Source organism: Agromyces neolithicus, assembly GCF_039529735.1.
In the GTDB taxonomy this organism is placed as follows: domain Bacteria; phylum Actinomycetota; class Actinomycetes; order Actinomycetales; family Microbacteriaceae; genus Agromyces; species Agromyces neolithicus.
Genome location: NZ_BAAANJ010000015.1, coordinates 78,042 through 95,091 on the forward strand (window position 1 = coordinate 78,042; position 17,050 = coordinate 95,091).

A 17,050-nucleotide genomic window follows, 5' to 3' on the forward strand; every position below is an offset into this window, starting at 1 on the left:
CGTCACGTGACAGCGCTCGGTCGCGGGACACGGTAGACTCGTGCGAGTTGACAACCTTTAAGGCCGTCCCGTGAGGCGGAGAAGGGAGTCGGTTGATGGCACGTGCCGTGCTCAGTCAGGCTGACATCCAGCGGGCGCTCACCCGCATCTCGCACGAGATCCTCGAGTCCAATCGCGGAAGCTCCGATCTCATCCTCCTCGGCATCCCGACACGCGGGGTCGCCCTCGCACGTCGCATCGCCGAGATCATCTCCCGCATCGAACCCGATGCGCCGGCCGCGCTCGCCGGTGCCCTCGACGTCACCATGTACCGCGACGACCTCGGGCGCACGCGCACCCGTACCCCGGCGCCCACCGAGGTGCCGCCCGGTGGCATCGACGGCAAGACCGTCGTACTCGTCGACGACGTGCTCTACTCGGGCCGCACCATCCGTGCAGCGTTCGATGCGCTCGCCGACCTCGGCCGCGCGCGGGCGGTGCGCCTCGCGGTGCTCGTCGATCGCGGACACCGCGAGTTCCCCATCCGCGCTGACTTCGTCGGCAAGAACCTGCCGAGCTCGACGCGCGAGCGCATCAACGTGCGGCTCGTCGAGATCGACGGCGACGACGCCGTCACGATCGACGGGGACGACGAGTGATGCACCTGCTCGGCACGCGCGACCTCTCACGCGACGAGGCGATCAACCTGCTCGACATCGCTGAAGACATGGCCGCCGTGCAGGAGCGCGAGGTGAAGAAGCTGCCGACGCTGCGCGGCAAGACAGTGGTGAACCTGTTCTTCGAGGACTCCACGCGCACCCGCATCTCGTTCGAGGCGGCGGCGAAACGACTCTCGGCCGATGTCATCAACTTCAGCGCCAAGGGCTCGAGCGTGTCGAAGGGCGAGAGCCTGAAAGACACGGCGCAGACCCTGCAGGCGATGGGTGCCGACGGTGTCGTGATCCGCCACCACGCTTCGGGCGCCCCGCACACGCTCGCCACGAGCGGCTGGATCGACGCCGGTGTCATCAACGCGGGCGACGGCACGCACGAGCACCCGACGCAGGCGCTGCTCGACGCCTTCACGATGCGTCGCAGGCTGCACGGTGCGGCGTCGCGCGGTCGCGGACTCGACGGCGCTCGCGTGGTGATCGTCGGCGACATCCTGCACTCCCGTGTGGCCCGATCGAACGTGTGGCTGCTCGCGACGCTCGGGGCCGAGGTCGAACTCGTCGCCCCGCCGACGCTCGTGCCCGTCGACACCGCCGCGTGGCCGGCGACGATCGGTTACGACCTCGACGCCGCGCTCGCATCGGCGCCCGACGTCGTGATGATGCTCCGCATCCAGGCCGAACGCATGCACGCCGCGTTCTTCCCCAACAGCCGCGAGTACGCCCGCACGTGGGGCCTCGACGACGCCCGGTTCGACCGACTGCCCGGCACTACGATGGTCATGCACCCAGGTCCGATGAACCGCGGGCTCGAAATCTCAGCACGAGCGGCCGATTCGCCGCGATCGACGGTGCGTGAGCAGGTCGCGAACGGAGTATCAGTGAGAATGGCCGCCCTCTATCTGCTGTTGTCGAGCGAACGGGGTGAAGCCTGATGCGCGAACGCCACCTCATCACGGGTGCGACGCTGCCGACAGGCGAGCGCGCCGACATCCTGCTCGACGGCGACATGATCGCCGAGGTCGGCATCATCACCGATGCAGCCGGCGCAACGGTGTTCGACGCCGACGGGCTCATCGCGCTCCCCGGTCTCGTCGACCTGCACACGCACCTGCGCGAGCCGGGCTACGAGCAGAGCGAGACCGTGCTCACCGGCACGCAGGCAGCTGCGGCCGGCGGGTTCACCGCGGTCTTCGCGATGGCCAACACCTTCCCGGTCGCCGACACGGCGGGCGTGGTCGAGCAGGAGGCCAGCCTCGGCCGGGCGGCGGGCTACGCCACGGTGCAGCCGATCGGTGCGGTCACGGTGGGCCTGAAGGGCGCCGAGCTCGCCGAACTCGGGGCGATGGCACGCTCGCGAGCGAACGTGCGGGTGTTCAGCGACGACGGATTCTGCGTCGCCGACCCGCTCCTCATGCGCCGTGCACTCGAGTACGTCAAGGCGTTCGACGGCGTCATCGCCCAGCACGCCCAAGAGCCGCGGCTCACCGAAGGCGCCCAGATGAACGAGGGTGCGCTCTCGGGCGAACTCGGCCTCACGGGCTGGCCGGCCGTCGCCGAGGAGTCGATCATCGCGCGCGACGTGCTGCTCGCCGAGCACGTCGGCAGCCGCCTGCACGTGTGCCACGTCTCGACGGCGGGCTCGGTCGAGGTCATCCGCTGGGCGAAGGGCCGCGGCATCGATGTCACGGCCGAGGTCACCCCGCACCACCTGCTGCTCACCGAAGACCTCGTGAAGGACTACGACCCGCGATTCAAGGTCAACCCGCCGCTGCGCCGACCCGAAGACGCCCTCGCGCTGCGCGCCGCGCTCGCCGACGGCACGATCGACATCGTCGCCACCGATCACGCGCCGCATCCCGTCGAGGCGAAGCAGAGTGAGTGGGACGCCGCGGCGAACGGCATGGTCGGCCTCGAATCGGCCCTGTCGGTCGTGCATGCTGCGGTCGTCGAGACCGGCCTCATGAGCTGGGCGGATGTCGCGCGCGTCATGTCGCACGCGCCGGCACGCATCGGGCGACTCCGGGGCCACGGCGAGTCGATCGCCGCGGGGGCGGCGCCCGAGTTGACGCTGTACGACCCGGCACTGGCATCCGTCTTCGATCTCGACCGGCTCGCGGGTCGCAGCGTCAATTCGCCCTACCTGGGCCGCACCCTGCCCGGACGCGTCGTCGCGACCTTCCATGCCGGCTATGCGACGTACGCGAACGGTTCAGTTCGTGCGGCCGACGAGGTCGCAGCACTCGCGCGTGAGGCGACGCATGGATAAGTGGATCGGCGGGATCGTCGCCGTCGGCATCGTCATTGTCATCGCGTGGCTCATGTACCGTTCGTGGCGTCGCCGCACGGTGCGCGACGCGTCGCTCTCGTCGTACCCGCTGCCCGAGGCGATCGGCGCTCCCGCGCTCGAGGCCGAGGCGCTCTACGTCGCCACGACGCCCGTCGGCGAACCGCTCGAACGCCTTGCCGTGCGGGGACTCGCGTTCCGCGGCGCCGCGCACGTCGAGGTCGTGGCCCCGGGAGTGATCCTGCGCGTCGCGGGCGAGCCCACGACCTTCATCCCTGCCGAACGGCTCGTCGGCGCGTCGACCGCGAGCTACGCGATCGATCGCGGTGTCGAGCCCGAGGGCCTCGTCGCGCTGACGTGGATCGCGAACGCTGCGGATGACCCTGACGCGGTTCCCCGCGTCGACAGCTACCTTCGCGCCCGCTACGCGGGCGACGCGGCCAAGATCATCTCGGCCGTCAACGACATCGCCGCGGCGCCCGCCGTGTCGCGGCCGGAACACGAGAGCGAGGCCTCGGATGACTGAGACCCCCACGCAGCCGACCGACCCCATCGGCATGCCTGAGACCGCGCGAACCCCCGACGGCCGCACGAGCGAGCCCGCCGTGCTCGTCCTCGAAGACGGCAAGCGGTACGAGGGGCGCGCATACGGCGCACGCGGACGCACCCTCGGGGAGGCCGTCTTCGCGACCGGCATGACCGGATATCAAGAGACCCTGACCGACCCCTCGTACGCCGGCCAGATCGTCATGATGACGGCCCCGCACATCGGCAACACGGGCATGAACGACGAAGACGAGGAGTCGTCGCGCATCTGGGTCGCCGGCTTCATCGTGCGCGACCCCTCGCGCGTGGTGTCGAACTTCCGTTCGCAGCGCAGCCTCGACGACGACCTCGTCGCGTCAGGCGTGGTCGGTATCTCGGGCATCGACACCCGTGCAGTGACCCGGCACCTGCGTTCGGCGGGTGCCATGCGCGCCGGCATCTTCTCCGGCGACGATGCCGGGCTGACCCACGGCGAGCAGCTCGCCCTCGTGCAGTCGGGCGCCGAGATGACCGGTCGCAACCTGTCGGGCGAGGTCTCGACCGCCGAGCGCTACACGGTCGAGGCCACCGGCGAGCGCGTCGGGTCGGTCGCCGTGCTCGACCTCGGGGTGAAGGCCTCGACCCTCGAATACCTCGCCCAGCGCGGCTTCGACGTGCACGTGCTTCCGCAGACGGCGACCGCCGATGACGTGCTCGCCCTCGAGCCCGACGCGCTGTTCTTCTCGAACGGGCCCGGCGACCCCGAGGCATCCGATCGGCATGTCGACCTGCTGCGCACCGTGCTGCGACACGAAGTGCCCTACTTCGGCATTTGCTTCGGCAACCAGCTGCTCGGGCGCGCCCTCGGCTTCGGCACCTACAAGCTGACCTTCGGGCATCGGGGCATCAACCAGCCTGTGCTCGACCGCGCCACCGGCCGCGTCGAGATCACCGCGCACAACCACGGCTTCGCGGTCGACGCGCCCATCGATCGGGTGAGCGAGTCGAGCGAGGGGTTCGGCCGCGTCGAGGTGAGCCACGTCGACCTCAACGACAACGTCGTCGAGGGCCTCAACTGCCTCGACATCCCCGCGTTCAGCGTGCAGTACCACCCCGAATCCGCGGCCGGCCCGCACGACGCGAACTACCTCTTCGATCGATTCCGCGACATGGTCATCGCGAGCAAGGAGTCCAAGGCCTGATGCCCAAGCGCGACGACATCAACAGCGTCCTCGTCATCGGATCCGGTCCGATCGTCATCGGGCAGGCGGCCGAGTTCGACTACTCGGGCACGCAGGCCTGCCGGGTGCTGCGGGCCGAGGGCGTGCGGGTCATCCTCGTGAACCCCAATCCGGCCACCATCATGACCGACCCCGACTTCGCCGACGCGACGTACATCGAGCCGATCACCCCAGAGATCATCGAGTCGATCATCATCAAGGAGAAGCCCGACGCGGTGCTGCCGACGCTCGGCGGCCAGACGGCGCTGAATGCCGCGATCGCGCTGCATGACGCGGGCATCCTCGACAAGCACGGCGTCGAGCTCATCGGTGCCAAGGTCGAGGCGATCCGCAAGGGCGAAGACCGCCAGCTCTTCAAGGACCTCGTCATCGAAGCCGGTGCCGACGTCGCCCGCTCGCATGTCGCGAAGACGGTCGAGGAGGCCAAGGTGTTCGCCCTCGACCTCGGCTACCCGCTCGTGGTTCGCCCGTCGTTCACGATGGGAGGGCTCGGCTCGGGCTTCGCCTACACCGAGGAAGAACTCGTGCGGTACGTGACGCAGGGTCTGCACGACTCGCCGAGCACCGAGGTGCTGCTCGAGGAGTCGATCCTCGGCTGGAAGGAGTACGAGCTCGAGCTCATGCGCGACACGGCCGACAACACGGTCGTCGTCTGCTCGATCGAGAACGTCGACCCCGTCGGCGTGCACACGGGCGACTCGATCACGGTCGCCCCGGCGCTCACCCTCACCGACCGCGAGTACCAGAAGCTGCGCGACATCGGCATCGACATCATCCGCGCGGTCGGCGTCGACACCGGCGGCTGCAACATCCAGTTCGCGGTCGACCCGGCCGACGGCCGCATCATCGTGATCGAGATGAACCCTCGCGTGTCGCGCTCGTCGGCGCTCGCGTCGAAGGCCACCGGCTTCCCGATCGCGAAGATCGCGGCGAAGCTCGCCATCGGCTACCGGCTCGATGAGATCCCGAACGACATCACGCGCGTGACGCCCGCGAGCTTCGAGCCGACGCTCGACTACGTCGTGGTCAAGGTGCCTCGGTTCGCGTTCGAGAAGTTCCCGGCGGCAGACCCGACGCTCACGACGACCATGAAGTCGGTCGGCGAGGCCATGGCCATCGGGCGCAACTTCGCGACCGCACTGCAGAAGGCGCTGCGCTCGCTCGAGAAGCGCGGCTCGTCGTTCCACTGGGGCGACGAGGTGCGCAGTGTCGATGAACTGCTCGAGCTCGCCATCGTGCCGACCGACGGGCGCATCATCTTCGTGCAGCAGGCGCTGCGCAAGGGCGCAACGATCGAGGAGGCGTTCGAGGCGACGAAGATCGACCCGTGGTTCCTCGACCAGATCGTGCTCATCAACGAGGTGGCGCAGACCGTGGCCTCGGCCGACGCGCTCGACACCGACCTGCTGCTGCTCGCCAAGGACCACGGCTTCTCCGACGCGCAGATCGCGCAGCTGCGCGGCTTCGGCAGCGAGGCCGACGCGCGTGAGGTGCGGCACATCCTCGGCATCCGCCCGGTGTACAAGACCGTCGACACGTGCGCGGGGGAGTTCCCGGCGCTCACCCCCTACCACTACTCGAGCTACGACGCCGAGACCGAGGTCGAGCCGTCGACCCGCAAGAAGGTCGTCATCCTGGGCTCCGGTCCGAACCGCATCGGCCAGGGCGTCGAGTTCGACTACTCGTGCGTTCACGCGTCGTTCGCCCTCTCCGACGCCGGGTTCGAGACCATCATGATCAACTGCAACCCCGAGACGGTCTCGACCGACTACGACACGAGCGATCGGCTCTACTTCGAGCCGCTCACGCTCGAGGACGTGCTCGAGGTCATCCACGCCGAGTCGCAGTCGGGCGAGCTCGTCGGGGTCGTCGTGCAGCTCGGCGGGCAGACCGCGCTCGGGCTCGCGAAGGGACTCGAGGCGGCAGGCGTGCCGATTCTGGGCACGAGCCCCGCCGCGATCGACCTCGCCGAGGAACGTGGCCTGTTCTCGGGCATCCTCGATGCCGCCGGCCTGCTCGCGCCCCGCAATGGAACCGCGATCGACGTCGCCGGCGCCGTGCACGTGGCCGAGGGCATCGGCTATCCCGTGCTCGTGCGCCCCAGCTATGTGCTCGGCGGCCGCGGCATGGAGATCGTGTACGACTCGGCCTCGCTCGCCGACTACTTCGTGCGCATCGAGGGCCAGGGCATCGTCGGGCCGAGTCATCCGCTGCTCGTCGACCGGTTCCTCGACGACGCCATCGAGATCGACGTCGACGCGCTCTACGACGGCACCGAACTCTACATCGGCGGCGTCATGGAGCACATCGAGGAGGCGGGCATCCACTCGGGCGACTCGAGCTGCACCCTGCCGCCCGTGACGCTCGGCCGCGCCGAGGTCGACCGGGTCCGAGAGGCGACGCGCGCGATCGCCGAGGGCATCGGCGTGCGGGGCCTGCTCAATGTTCAGTTCGCCATCGGGGCGGGCGTGCTCTACGTGCTCGAGGCGAACCCGCGTGCGAGCCGCACGGTGCCGTTCGTGTCGAAGGCGCTCGGCATCCCGCTCGCCAAGGCGGCGAGCCGCATCATGGTCGGCGCGACGATCCGCGAACTCGTGGCCGAGGGCATGCTGCCCCAGTCCGACGGCTCGCGTGTGCCGCTCGACGCCCCGGTCGCCGTGAAAGAAGCCGTGCTGCCGTTCCACCGCTTCCGCACCCGCGAGGGCATCATGGTCGACTCGGTGCTCGGTCCCGAGATGCGCTCGACCGGCGAGGTCATGGGCATCGATCGCGACTTCCCGCGCGCGTTCGCGAAGAGCCAGCTCGCCGCGTACGGCGGAATGCCGAAGTCGGGAACCGTCTTCGTGTCGGTCTCCGATCGCGACAAGCGCTCGATCGTGCTGCCGGTGCTGCGCCTTCAGCAACTCGGCTACGAGCTCACCGCGACCGCGGGCACGGCCGAGGTGCTGCGTCGCCACGGCATCAGGGCGCGCGAGGTGCTGAAGTTCAGCGACAAGCCCACCGACGACGCGGCCTCGGTCGTCGAGCTGATCCACCGTGGCGAGGTCGACGTCGTGGTCAACACCCCGAGCGGGCGATCGGCGCGTGCCGACGGCTACGAGATCCGCGCCGCGGCGGTCGCCGCCGACATCCCGTTGTTCACGACGATCGCCGAGCTCTCGGCGGCCGTCGCGTCGCTCGATGTCGTCGCCAACGGGTTCGAGGTGACCAGCCTGCAGGAGTACGCAGAGCGCAGGGCGATGCCGGCATGAACAGCGAACTCGTCTCATTCGGCGACCGGCTCGACGCCGTGTTCGCCGCCTACGGGCACCTCTGCGTCGGCATCGACCCTCACGCCGGGTTGCTCGCCCGCTGGGGCCGGCCCGATTCGGCCGAGGGAGCCCGCGAGCTCGGCCTGCGCACCGTCGAGGCCGCGGCCGGTCGGGTCGGCATCGTGAAGCCGCAGATCGCGTTCTTCGAGCGGCACGGTGCCGCCGGCTATGCGGCACTCGAGCGCGTGCTGCGCGAGGCGCGCGACGCGGGGCTCATGGTGATCGCCGACGTCAAGCGCGGCGACATCGGGTCCACGGTCGAGGCGTACGGCGAGGCCTGGCTGCGGCCCGGGTCGTCGCTCGAAGCCGACGCCATGACGATCAGCGCCTACCAGGGCCTCGGGTCGATCGAACAGGTCATGTCCACCGCCGATGCCACCGGCAAGGGGCTGTTCGTGCTCGCCGCGACCTCGAACCCCGAGGCGGCCGCCATCCAGCGGGCGGTGCTGGCGCAGTCGTCACGCGCGGGCAGCACGGTCGCGAACGCCGTCACGCAGGGCGTCATCGGCTGGAATCACGGGCGACCGGATGCCGCGACACGTGCCCTCGGGTCGATCGGCGTCGTCTTCGGCGCGACGACCGATCTCGGGCTCGCCGGCATCAGCACCGACATCGAGGTACCCCGTCCGGGCCTGCCGGTGCTCGCACCGGGGTTCGGGCACCAGGGAGCCCAGCCCGGTGAGCTCCGCGCCCGGTTCGGCGCGTTCGCCGGCGGTGTCATCGCGAACGAATCCCGCTCGATCCTCGAGGCGGGTCCCGACGGACTGGTCGATGCGATCAGCCGCCGGGTGGACGAGTACGGAGCGGCAATTGCCTGAGCCAACCAGTGAACCGAGCAACCCGGCGGGTGCAGCCGCCACGACGCGCACCCTTCCCGAGGTCGATCGTGTCGCGGCATCCCGAGCCGCCGTCGCAGCGCGCCGGGCCCGTGCCGCCGTCAAGTCGGCCATCGCGGACGCAACCCGCAGCCCCCTCGACGTGCTGCGCGAGGCATACGAGCAGCCCGAGGGCGTCGAAGGCCGGTTGCGCGTCACCGAGTTCCTCACCTCGGTTCCCGCGATCGGGGTCACGAAGTCCGCGCGCATCATGCACGACCTCGAGATCTCGACGTCGAAGCGGCTCGGCGGCCTGGGGCGGTTGCAGCGTCGCCGGCTACGCGAGTTCATCGCCGACTGGGTGGCCGCGCACGGCGGCACCGGCGATCGCCTGGTGGTGCTCGCCGGACCGACCGCGGTCGGCAAGGGCACCGTGGCGGAGTACATCCGGCGCCACCACCCCGACGTGCGCCTGTCGGTGTCGGCGACCACCCGTGCGCCCCGACCCGGAGAGGTCGAAGGCGAGAGCTATTTCTTCGTCGACGACGCGGAGTTCGACCGCATGGTCGAGGCGGGCGAACTGCTCGAATGGGCGACCGTGCACAACGCGTTCCGATACGGCACTCCGCGCAAGGCCGTCGAAGAGGCGATCGGCGCCGGAAACAGCGTGCTCCTCGAGATCGACATCCAGGGCGCGCGCTCGGTTCGCCGGGCCATGCCCGAGGCAACACTGGTCTTCCTGCTGCCGCCGACGTGGGACGAACTCGTGCGCCGCCTGGTCGGCCGCGGCACCGAAAGCCCCTCGGAACAGCAGCGTCGGCTCGAGACCGCGAAGGTCGAACTCGCCGCCGTCGAGGAGTTCGACCACCAGGTGGTGAACCACGAGGTCGGCGAGGCTGCGCAGAAGGTCGTAGACTTGATGAGATCTCGCAAGGGTCGGCGCTAGCCGAATCGGCTTCGGGCTGCCCTCACCACGACTTTCCGCGCACAGTGCGCGCATCCACGATCTAAGGAGTCATTCCATGGCTGAAAAGCTGTCCGGCATCATCGACCCGCCCATCGACGACCTGCTCTCGAAGGTCGACTCGAAGTACCAGCTCGTCATCTTCGCCTCGAAGCGCGCGCGCCAGATCAACGACTACTACGCCGACCTCCACGAGGGCAGCCTGTTCGACAACGTCGGCCCGCTCGTCGACTCGTCGATCGACGACAAGCCGCTGTCGGTGGCGATGCACGAGATCAACGAGGACAAGCTCCGGCTCCGCCCGCTGGCCGAGTGAGCCAGAGGGCCGCGTGACCCTCAACATCGTCGTCGGCATCACCGGCGGCATCGCCGCGTACAAGGCCGTCGGCGTGGTGCGCGCGCTCGTGCTCGCCGGGCATGACGTGCACGTCGTGCCCACCGAGGGCGCCCTGCGCTTCGTCGGGCTGCCCACGCTCGAGGCGATCTCACGCAACCCGGTGCACGCCGACCTCTACGAGGGAGTCGCCGAAGTGCGGCATGTCGCGATCGGGCAATCGGCCGACCTCATCGTCATCGCGCCGGCGACCGCCAACACCATCGCGAAACTCGCGACGGGCCTCGCCGACGACCTGCTCGGCAACACGGTGCTCGCCAGCGAGGCACCCGTCGTCATCGCACCGGCCATGCACACCGAGATGTGGCGCAACCCGGCCACCCAGGCGAACATCGCCACGCTGCAGGCCCGAGGCGTCACCGTCGTCGGCCCCGCGGTGGGTCAGCTCACCGGTGCCGACAGCGGGCCGGGTCGCATGGAGGAGCCCGAGGCGATCGTCGACGCGGCCCTCGCGGTCGCGGCATCCGCCCTGCCCGGCCGATCGGTCGAACTCGGTGATCTCGCCGGTCGTCACGTGGTGGTCTCTGCGGGCGGCACCCGCGAACCGCTCGACCCGGTGCGCTTTCTCGGTAATCGCTCGAGCGGCAAGCAGGGCATCGCGATCGCCGAGGCCGCGCGGGCGCGCGGCGCCCGGGTCACGCTCGTGGCGGCGAACCTCGAGGTCGCCGAACCGGCCGGTTGCGACATCCGACGCGTCTCGACGGCCCTCGAACTTCAGTCGGCGGTGACCGAAGCGGCGCAGGGCGCCGACGTCGTCGTGATGGCGGCGGCCGTGGCCGACTACCGCCCGGCCGCGGTGAGCGAGGCGAAGATCAAGAAAGACCAGTCCGACGACGGGCTCACCCTCGAACTCGTGCGCAATCCCGACATCCTCGCGGGGCTGGGTCACGCCCCGCACGACGGCACGCTGCTCGTCGGCTTCGCCGCCGAGACCGAGCCCGACGACGAGCGCATCCTCGAGCTCGGCCGCGCCAAGCGCGAGGCGAAGGGCGCCGACCTGCTCGTCGTGAACCGGGTGGGCTGGACCGAGGGGTTCGCGACCGACGAGAACTCGGCGGTCGTCATCGGCACCCGCGGCGAGGTCGTCACACGGCTTCGCGGAAGCAAGGTGTCGGTGGCCGATGGCATCCTCGACGTGGTTGTCTCGAAGCTGAACTGACGACCGCACCGCCTCGCGCCGATCGCGCGGCACCCGCAGCAACACCGAAGGAATCCGACCGCACATGAGCGCACTCCGCCTCTTCACCTCCGAGTCCGTGACCGAGGGGCACCCCGACAAGATCTGCGACCAGGTGTCCGACGCGATCCTCGATGCGCTGCTCACGCAAGACGCGCACAGCCGGGTCGCGGTCGAGACTCTCGTGACGACGGGGCTGGTGCACGTCGCCGGCGAGGTCACGACGTCGGGCTACGTCGAGATCCCCGCGATCGTGCGCGAGAAGGTCACGTCGATCGGGTACGACTCGTCAGATGTCTGGTTCGACGGGCGCTCGTGCGGGGTCTCGGTGTCGATCGGCGGGCAGTCGCCCGACATCGCACAGGGTGTCGACCACGCCTTCGAGGCGCGAGAGCGTGCCAGCGTCGACGTGCTCGACATGCAGGGTGCCGGCGACCAGGGCATCATGTTCGGCTACGCCACCCGCGAGACCCCCGAGCTGATGCCCGTGCCTATCTGGCTGGCGCACCGCATGGCCGAGCGGCTCGCCGCGGTGCGCAAGCTGGGCGAGCTCGACTACCTGCGACCCGACGGCAAGACGCAGGTCACGGTCGGTTACGACGACCAGCGCCCGCAGACGATCGACACCGTGGTGCTGTCGACGCAACACTCGACCTCGGTGTCGACCGAGCAGCTGCGCGCAGAGGTCGAAGAGCTCGTCATCGGCCCGGTGCTCGACACCGTCGAGCTCGCGCGGCCCGAGCTCAAGGTGCTCATCAACCCCACGGGCCGCTTCGAGATCGGCGGCCCGCAGGGCGACGCGGGCCTGACCGGGCGCAAGATCATCATCGACACGTACGGCGGCGCGAGCCGGCACGGCGGCGGCGCGTTCAGCGGCAAGGACCCGTCGAAGGTCGACCGATCGGCGGCCTATGCCATGCGCTGGGTCGCCAAGAACGCCGTGGCGGCGGGCCTCGCCGACCGCCTCGAGTTGCAGGTCGCGTACGCGATCGGCGCGGCGTCGCCCGTCGGCCTCTACGTCGAGACGTTCGGCACCGGCGCGCTGCCCGACGAGCAGATCATCGCCGCGATCCGCGACGTGTTCGACCTGCGCCCGGCGGCGATCATCCGCGACCTCGACCTGCTGCGCCCCATCTACGCGCAGACCGCGAGCTACGGTCACTTCGGGCGCGAGTTGCCCGACTTCACGTGGGAGCGGCTCGACCGCGTCGACGACCTGCGCGCCGCCGCCGGGCTCTGACGTGAGCGGCGGCCCCGTCGCGAGAGTGCTCGTCGACTCGCCGCTACCGCAGCTCGACCAGCTGTTCGACTACGCGGTGCCCGAGCGGCTTTCGGCGGTCGTCCGTGCTGGGCAGCGCGTCCGTGTCCCACTGCGCACCGGCGGTCGCATCGCGCAGGGGTTCATCGTCGAACTCACCGAGACGAGCGAGTACGCCGGCAGGCTCGCCGAACTCGACGACGTCGTCTCCGGGGTGCCGATGCTCGCCGACGACGTGTGGCGGCTCGCACGACGGCTCGCCGACCGGGCCGCGGGCAACGCGAGCGACATCCTGCGCCTCGCGATCCCCGGGCGGTATGTGCGCGCCGAGAAGGCCTGGCTCGCCGACCAGACGGCCCCGGGGCCGCTGCCCGTCGACCCGCCGCCGGTCACCGGGTACGACGAGGGCGCCGTCGAGCGCGGCCTGCGCGAGGGCGAACGGATGACCCTCGCCGCAGTTCCCCAACCGGTGCGCCTCGGCAGCGGGGCATGGGTCGGCGCGTGGGCGGTGACGCTCGCCGAAGCCGCCGCCCGCACGCTGGCCGACGATCGCAGCGCGATCCTCGTCGTCCCCGACTATCGCGACCAAGAGCAGCTCGAGGCGGCCCTCGCCGATCGCGTCGACCCGAGTCGGGTCATCCGCACCGATGCACGCCAGCCGGGCGCCGAGCGCTACCGCGGGTTCCTGCGCGCCGGCGAGCCGGTCGCGCGCGTGATCGTCGGCAACCGGTCGGCGGTCTACGCGCCCGCGCACCGCCTCGGGCTCATCGCGCTCTGGGACGACGGCGACGCCCTGCAGGCCGAGCCGCTCGCGCCGGGCGTGCACGCCCGCGATGCGGCGCTCGTGCGCCAAGAGCAGTCGGGCGCGGCCCTGGTGTTCCTGGGGCACACCCGCAGCGTCGACGTGCAGCGCCTCGTCGAGGTCGGCTGGGTGCGTGCGGTGCCCCGTGCCCGCGCCGTCCGTCCGCACGTGGTCGTCACCGAGAACCAGGCGGCTGCCGACGAGCGGGCGCGCGCGGCGCGCATCCCGTCGACGGCGTGGACCGCCGCGGCCGACGCGCTTCGGGCGGGGCCGGTGCTCGTGCAAGTCGCGCAGCCCGGGTATGCGCCGTCGCTCGTCTGCGACACGTGTCGACAGCCGGCGTCGTGCACCACGTGCGGGGGAGCGCTGACCTCGCCTACCGCCACGGGCGCCGCACACTGCCGGCTCTGCGGACGCAGTGCCGCCGACTGGCGCTGCGCGAACTGCGACGGCACGCGCCTGCGCGGGGTGACCGCGGGTTCGGCGCGCACCGCCGAAGATCTGGGCCGTGCGTTCCCGGCCGTGCGCATCGTGCGCTCCGACGGCGAACGCCCGGTGCTCACGGTCGACTCGACCCCGCAGCTCGTCGTCGCCACCCGCGGTGCCGAACCCATCGCAGAGGGCGGGTATCGTGCGGTGCTGCTGCTCGATGGCGAGCGCATGCTCGTGCGCGAGTCGCTGCGCGTGGCTGAAGACTGCCTGCGGTGGTGGTCGAATGCCGCAGCCCTCGCTGCACCGGGGGCGCCGGTCTTCCTCGTCGGGGTGAGCGGTGCCATCGGCACGGCGCTCGCGACCTGGCGGCACGACCGGTGGGCATCGGCAGAGCTCGCCGCCCGGCGCGAACTCCGGTTCCCGCCCGCGGTACGCGTCGCGACAGTGCGCGCACGGCGCGAACATCTCGAGCACGCACTCGCCGCACTCGATGAGCTCGGCGGCGCGATCGACGTGCTCGGGCCGGTACCCGAGGATTCCGGGCTCGAGCGTGCGATCGTTCGAGCCGACTACGGCGCCGCGAATCGGCTCGCCGAGGTTCTCAAGGCCGAGCAGATACGGGTCGCGACCGAGCGCCGACGACCGGTTGCGGGGCAGCCCGTGCGCAAGGCGCCCACGTTGCGGGTGCGGTTCGACGATCCCGAGGTGTCGTAGGCGGCTCCGCCCGTCGGCGGACACGATCGGCCAGAATGGAGTGTGCCCCGCTTGCGTCTCGTCTTCGCCGGAACCCCGGCGCCCGCTGTCCCGACCCTCGAGCGCCTCGTCGCCGGTCGGCACGAGGTCGTCGGTGTGGTGACGCGCCCGCCCGCGCCGCTCGGGCGTAAGCGGGTGCTCACGCCGTCGCCCGTCGCCCAGGCCGCCGAGCGGCTCGGGGTGCCGATCATCGAGGCCGCACGCCTCGACGCGGTGGCGACGACCGCGATAGCGGCGCTCGAACCCGACCTCGGCGTCATCGTGGCGTACGGCGGGCTCGTGCACGAACCGTTGCTGTCACTGCCCGGCCAGGGCTGGATCAACCTGCACTTCTCGCTGCTGCCCGCGTGGCGTGGCGCCGCCCCTGTGCAGCGGGCGCTCATGGCGGGCGATGCGGTCACCGGAGCATCCGTGTTCCAGTTGGTCGCCGAGCTCGACGCGGGCGATGTCTTCGCCACCGCGCAGCGCGCCGTCGGTGCCGGCGAGACCGCGGGTGAGCTGCTCGAGGCACTCGCGGTGTCGGGGGCCGAGCTCACCGCCGGGGTCGTCGACGCGATCGCGTCGGGCACGGCGATCGCGACCCCGCAGGCGGGTGATCCCACGTTCGCGCCGAAGCTCACGATCGACGACGCCCGCCTCGACTGGGGGCAGCCGACCGCGTCGGTCGACGCGAGGTTTCGCGGAGTCACTCCCGAGCCCGGCGCCTTCACCGAGGTCGGCGGTGCGCGAGTGAAGGTGCTCGAGGCACGCCCGTTCGACGACCTGACGCGCCCGGGTGCAGGTGTCGTCCGCGCGCAGGGCAGGCGCATCGTGGTCGGCACCGCCGACGGCGGCATCGAACTGCTGCGGGTGCAGCCCGCCGGCCGCACCGCGATGGGCGCGGCCGACTGGTGGCGCGGACTCGGCGTCGATGAGGCGGTGGCACGATGACCGACGAACGAGGCAGCGGCGGGCGACGCGACGACGCACGACGGAACGGCGCCGGCAGCAGTGCAGGCGCCGGCCGCCGTGCACGTCATGACCGATCGCGCGAACCCAAGCAGGTGCGCGTCTCACCCGCGCGCATCGTCGCCTACGAAGTGCTCGAGGCGGTGCGCACCGACGAGGCGTATGCGAACCTGCTCATGCCGAACCGCATCGAACGGTCGCGCCTCAGCCCCGAAGACGCCGCACTCGCGACCGAGCTCGGCTACGGCACCCTTCGCATGCAGGGCTTCTACGACGCCGTCATCGCGCTCGCGGCGGGCCGCCCGACCGACCGCATCGATGCGCCGGTGCTCGACATCCTGCGACTCGGCGCCCACCAGCTGCTCTCGACGAGGGTGCCGACACACGCCGCGGTCAACGAGTCGGTCGTGCTCGCCAAGCGCATCGCGCCCGGCGCGGCAGGCTTCGTCAACGCGGTGCTGCGCACCGTCTCCCGCACGTCGCCCGACGAATGGCGCGAGCATGTCGCGCGCGACACCGCGGGCGGCGCCGACGCGAAGCTCGCCGCCGTCTCGTCGCATCCGAAGTGGATCGTGCGCGCCCTGCGCGCCGGTCTCGCACACGAAGGGCGCGGCGACGAACTCGACGCCCTTCTCGCCGCCGACAACGCCGCACCCCGCGTGAACCTCGTTGCGCTTCCCGGTTCGGATGCCCCGGGCCCCGGCGACCTCGGCAGGCCGAACGCGTACTCGCCGCTCGGGTTCACAGCCGATCATCCGCTCGCGCTCGTCGAGCAGTCGCAGGGCCGCGTTCGCGTGCAAGACGAAGGGTCGCAGCTCGCGGCGCTCGCGCTGACCCGGGCTCGCCCGGTCGCGCCGGGCGAACGGTGGCTCGACCTGTGCGCCGGCCCCGGGGGCAAGACCGCGATCCTCGCAGCCGAGGCGCTCGCGAGCGCAGCGGTGCTCGACGCCAACGAGATCGTTCCCGCGCGCGCCGAGCTCGTGCGCAAGGCGATCGCCGGGGTGGCGCTCGCCGTCGAGGTGCATGAACTCGACGGCCGCGAACTCGACGCCGCGGCGCTCGGTGCCGAGGGCGGGTTCGACCGCATCCTGCTCGATGCGCCGTGCACGGGTCTCGGTGCCCTTCGGCGCCGCCCAGAGGCGCGGTGGCGCAAGCAGCCCGCCGACGTCGCCGAACTCACGAAGCTGCAGGGCGAGCTGCTCGACGCAGCGATCCGATCACTGCGGCCCGGCGGCGTCCTCGCCTACGTGACGTGCTCACCGCATTCGGCCGAGACGTTCGGCACCCTGCGCGGCGCGCTCGAGCGGCACGCCGGCAAGGTCTCGCAGCTCGACACGCGCGCCGTGGTCGACGCGGTGTCGCGGCATCCGCTCGACCTCGCAGGCACGCCCGAAACCGTGCAGCTCTGGCCGCACCGCCATGGTACCGATGCGATGTTCATCGCCCTGCTCGAGCGCACCGCGTGACCTCACGCCGCTGCGTGATCGATAGGC

General features: G+C 70.9%; 14 protein-coding genes. All 14 read left to right on the forward strand.

From position 1 onward, the window contains the following. The first annotated feature begins 92 nt into the window (after positions 1-92). The 14 genes from pyrR to ABD164_RS14320 all read left to right on the forward strand — a co-directional run bounded on the left by pyrR (position 93) and on the right by ABD164_RS14320 (position 17,023). Positions 93-638: a bifunctional pyr operon transcriptional regulator/uracil phosphoribosyltransferase PyrR gene (pyrR, locus tag ABD164_RS14255; protein ID WP_344296954.1), complete on the forward strand. Its 546-nt coding sequence runs from the start codon at positions 93-95 to the stop codon at positions 636-638. Then, the gene (locus tag ABD164_RS14260) at positions 635-1,585 is read left to right on the forward strand and encodes an aspartate carbamoyltransferase catalytic subunit (RefSeq protein ID WP_344296955.1); all 951 of its coding nucleotides are present in this window, start codon (positions 635-637) and stop codon (positions 1,583-1,585) included. Before pyrR ends, ABD164_RS14260 begins: the two co-directional genes overlap by 4 nt. Next, positions 1,585-2,919 (forward strand): dihydroorotase, encoded by a 1,335-nt coding sequence (locus ABD164_RS14265; RefSeq protein WP_344296956.1) that lies wholly within the window; start codon positions 1,585-1,587, stop codon positions 2,917-2,919. Before ABD164_RS14260 ends, ABD164_RS14265 begins: the two co-directional genes overlap by 1 nt. Beyond that, complete coding sequence (locus tag ABD164_RS14270; protein ID WP_344296957.1) at positions 2,912-3,463, forward strand: PH-like domain-containing protein; 552 nt, start codon at positions 2,912-2,914, stop codon at positions 3,461-3,463. The genes ABD164_RS14265 and ABD164_RS14270 overlap by 8 nt, the downstream gene beginning before the upstream one ends. 31 nt (positions 3,464-3,494) lie before the next feature. Next, positions 3,495-4,664: a glutamine-hydrolyzing carbamoyl-phosphate synthase small subunit gene (gene carA / locus ABD164_RS14275; protein WP_344297112.1), complete on the forward strand. Its 1,170-nt coding sequence runs from the start codon at positions 3,495-3,497 to the stop codon at positions 4,662-4,664. Further along, positions 4,664-7,954, forward strand: coding sequence for a carbamoyl-phosphate synthase large subunit (gene carB, locus ABD164_RS14280; RefSeq protein ID WP_344296958.1), 3,291 nt, complete (start codon positions 4,664-4,666; stop codon positions 7,952-7,954). Before carA ends, carB begins: the two co-directional genes overlap by 1 nt. After that, the gene (gene pyrF, locus ABD164_RS14285) at positions 7,951-8,832 is read left to right on the forward strand and encodes an orotidine-5'-phosphate decarboxylase (protein ID WP_344296959.1); all 882 of its coding nucleotides are present in this window, start codon (positions 7,951-7,953) and stop codon (positions 8,830-8,832) included. The genes carB and pyrF overlap by 4 nt, the downstream gene beginning before the upstream one ends. Next, positions 8,825-9,775 (forward strand): guanylate kinase, encoded by a 951-nt coding sequence (gene gmk / locus ABD164_RS14290; protein ID WP_344296960.1) that lies wholly within the window; start codon positions 8,825-8,827, stop codon positions 9,773-9,775. Before pyrF ends, gmk begins: the two co-directional genes overlap by 8 nt. 76 nt (positions 9,776-9,851) lie before the next feature. Beyond that, positions 9,852-10,109, forward strand: a complete 258-nt coding sequence (rpoZ, locus tag ABD164_RS14295) for a DNA-directed RNA polymerase subunit omega (protein ID WP_022888006.1) — start codon at positions 9,852-9,854, stop codon at positions 10,107-10,109. Between the two features lie 13 nt (positions 10,110-10,122). Then, positions 10,123-11,346 carry a bifunctional phosphopantothenoylcysteine decarboxylase/phosphopantothenate--cysteine ligase CoaBC gene (coaBC, locus tag ABD164_RS14300; protein WP_344296962.1) on the forward strand — a complete coding sequence of 408 codons (1,224 nt, stop codon included), beginning with the start codon at positions 10,123-10,125 and terminating at the stop codon, positions 11,344-11,346. 64 nt (positions 11,347-11,410) lie between these two features. Continuing rightward, complete coding sequence (metK, locus tag ABD164_RS14305) at positions 11,411-12,604, forward strand: methionine adenosyltransferase (RefSeq protein WP_344296963.1); 1,194 nt, start codon at positions 11,411-11,413, stop codon at positions 12,602-12,604. 1 nt (position 12,605) lies between these two features. After that, complete coding sequence (locus ABD164_RS14310) at positions 12,606-14,570, forward strand: primosomal protein N' family DNA-binding protein (protein ID WP_344296964.1); 1,965 nt, start codon at positions 12,606-12,608, stop codon at positions 14,568-14,570. 51 nt (positions 14,571-14,621) lie between these two features. Next, positions 14,622-15,539, forward strand: a complete 918-nt coding sequence (fmt, locus tag ABD164_RS14315; RefSeq protein WP_344297113.1) for a methionyl-tRNA formyltransferase — start codon at positions 14,622-14,624, stop codon at positions 15,537-15,539. Beyond that, positions 15,536-17,023, forward strand: coding sequence for an RsmB/NOP family class I SAM-dependent RNA methyltransferase (locus ABD164_RS14320; protein ID WP_344296965.1), 1,488 nt, complete (start codon positions 15,536-15,538; stop codon positions 17,021-17,023). The genes fmt and ABD164_RS14320 overlap by 4 nt, the downstream gene beginning before the upstream one ends. Positions 17,024-17,050 lie beyond the last annotated feature (27 nt).